This window comes from Psychrobacter sp. 2Y5 (genome assembly GCF_051847375.1).
Taxonomy (GTDB): Bacteria; Pseudomonadota; Gammaproteobacteria; order Pseudomonadales; family Moraxellaceae; genus Psychrobacter.
In genome coordinates this window covers 1-2,869 of record NZ_JBPYDA010000024.1, presented here as the reverse complement: position 1 = coordinate 2,869, position 2,869 = coordinate 1, and the positions used below count along the sequence as shown (strand labels likewise).

General features: G+C 41.9%; 1 protein-coding gene and 1 pseudogene. Both read right to left on the bottom strand.

Annotated elements, in window-relative coordinates; translation table 11 throughout:
- Positions 1–1,182 (bottom strand): annotated as a pseudogene (locus tag ACS8E3_RS12935) (hypothetical protein); the annotation flags it as partial.
- Positions 1,183–1,590: 408 nt separating this feature from the next.
- Positions 1,591–2,869: transferrin-binding protein-like solute binding protein (locus ACS8E3_RS12930; protein WP_439244746.1), on the bottom strand; the 1,279-nt coding region annotated here is incomplete at its 5' end.

Genomic DNA, 2,869 nt, shown 5'->3' with positions numbered 1-2,869 from the left:
GACTTTATTTAACGGTGCAACATTGACGTTCAATGACTGTACACCAGACTTCTTAGCTTCCGGTGCATTTTTGATCTCGGCTGCTGCTAGGGCTGCTGCTGAATCTTTAGCGGCTTTTGTGGCAGCAGCAGCTCTGGCTTCTGCAGCAGCGGCAGCAGCTTGTGCCGCTTTTACAGTGCTTTCAGCTCGTATTTGCGCTTCTTTCGCTAATTTGGCTTTGCGATCTGCTTCTGCTTGTAGCGCTTCTGAATTTCCACCGCCACCTGCAGCTAAAGCGTCTTCGGCTTCTTTTTGAGCTTGAAGAGCTTCTTCTTTGGCTTTGATAGCGTCATTCTTAGCTTTGATAGCGTCTTCTTTAGCTTTCTCTGCTTTTTGCGTAGCGGCCTCTGCAGCTTTAGCTCTAGCCTCAGCAGCCAGTCTTTCTTTTGCTTCTGCTTTTGCATTAGCTATAGCAGTATCAGCTCGATTTTGAGCAGCTTTAGCGTCGGCTTCTGCTTTATCTGCAAGAGCTTTAGCTTCTTTTGCTGCTTTTTTTGCCGCTCCTACTTCAGCTTTTGAAGCTTTCTCTACAGCTGCAATTTTTGAGTCTGCTTCTTTTTTTGCTGCGGCAGCGGCAGCCTTAGCGGCGGCAGCCTCAGCTTGCGCAGCATCTACTGCTTTTTTAGCAGACGCTTGCGCCTTAGCCTCCGCTTGAGTGGCTTTGATTTCTGCAGCTTTAGCTCTACTCTCCGCATCACTGGCGGCCTTTTTGGCAGCGGCTAACTGACTGCTAGAAGCTTTTTCTATTGCGGCTATCTTTGCATCAGCCGCATTTTTTGCAGCAACAGCGGCGGCATTAGCTTTCTTAGCATCAGCTTTAGCTGTCTCTGCTTCTGCTAGAGCAGCTTTAGTTTTGGCTTTCGCTTCTGCTGCTTCCGCTTTAGCTGCTTTTAGTGCATCAGATTCACTAGCCTCACCGCCGTTTCCTTCGTTACCGCTGCCTTCATCATCAGTACCTTCACCGCCATTGTCTGGAGTAGGCTTAATTATTGGGGTGCTATCATTAGTGATATTACTATCACTACCATCAGATGAACATGAGGCTAGAATAACAGCAGTTAAAAGAATAACACTAGCTTTTAACGGGGTTTTAAGAGTTTTTGAAGAATAGTCAGAAAAACTATCAGGCATAATTGGGGACATAGTTATCGCTCCATGATTTAAAAAAAGTATTCCATTACTTAATTACTTAACATTTATTGATAAGCTCATATAGATAACCAAAAAAAATATTAATTGTCAATTTTTAAAAATAACTTCCTTGTTCAATTTCAATTTTTTTATTGAAGCAATTTATTTTTTATATAAATACAATTGTACACTGAAAATAGCATATAAATTAGTAAGATATAACAATGCTATTTATTTAAATATAATATATTTTTATTTAATCTAAAGGAAATTTTAAAATATAACTTTTATATTTTTATAATTTACCTCACCTTAGTTTTAAATAATTACTAATATATGCTTATACAGTTCTTTCAAATGCACTAAAACAAAAAAAAGCGCCCGAAGGCGCTTTTTTTTATTATAAACTTTTAGATTAACTTACTGCTTTTCAGCCCCAAAGGTACCTTGGAAAGTTGTGCCTTCTCCTGGCTGTGCACCTTTACCACCTTGAGTTTTAGCTTCTTGATAAACGCCGCCTAAGAAATTAGCGTCCTCACCGTAGAAACCGCCAGCTGTATCGATATTGTTGGCGTTACCAGCGAAGGTGTTACCACTAATATCTGCAGTAATATCAATTTGATTACCAGCAGGCATATACTGATAATCACCATCTGCAAACGTCAGCTTACCTTCAAGCTTACTGTTGACAAAGTCTACATCGAATGCGGAAGTACCATTAACTACTGGTCCACCACGCTCACCATCTTTTAGATGTAGGTTTTCCATGTAAGTGGCAACACCGTTATACGCTACCATGCCATCATTGATATTGTTATCGATGTTGTACTGGGCGAGCTCTTTCATATACTGCATGTCGTCAAGACTAGTACCATTACCTTGTACATAGACATTGGATACACGTGCTAGATCACCAAGACCAGCTAAGAATCCAGTACCTTTAGGATCACCGTAAACATGACCGATTTGCATTTGAGAATCAAAATTTCTATACACAGAAGAGTAGTTTAATTCTAATGCTACTGGACCTTGAACACTTGTAGTTTCAGTATGCAGACTAAAGCCATTACCATAATCCGAGTCGTTATCGCCACTGATATTTACTAGAACCTGTTCTTTAACAGAATCAGGCTTAGTCATATCGGCACGCGCCAAGAACTTATCGTAACCAGTAAAGTTATCGCCTTCTCGATTATCTACTGGAACTTGTGACCCATCTACCTCTACCGTTTCAGTAAAGTCAGACTTGTCATCACGGATTTCCGCGTAGCCTATCGCATCTTCAGTAATTTGACCGTTCTTTTTGCTACTCAAGCTATTACTTTGGAAGCCAGTGAACTCAGTATCCGCACCGACATCTGGATTGGTAGGTGCTACTGGAGCTGGTTCTGGCTCAGGAGCTGGTTCTGGCTCAGGAGCTGGTTCTGGCTCAGGAGCTGGTTCTGGCTCAGGAGTCGGTTCTGGCTCAGGAGTCGGTTCTGGCTCAGGTGTTGGCTCTGGATCTGGGGTTACCTCTTGATTCTTCTCAGCGCCAAAAGTACCTTGTGAGCCATTACCTTCATAGATACCACCGATATAATTGGCATCTTTACCGTAGAAAGCACCTTCAGTATTGTAACCACTCTCATCAGCTGCAGTACCTGAGAACTCGTTACCGTCGATATCTGCTGCTAAATTAATATCACCTGCATTGGCAAAC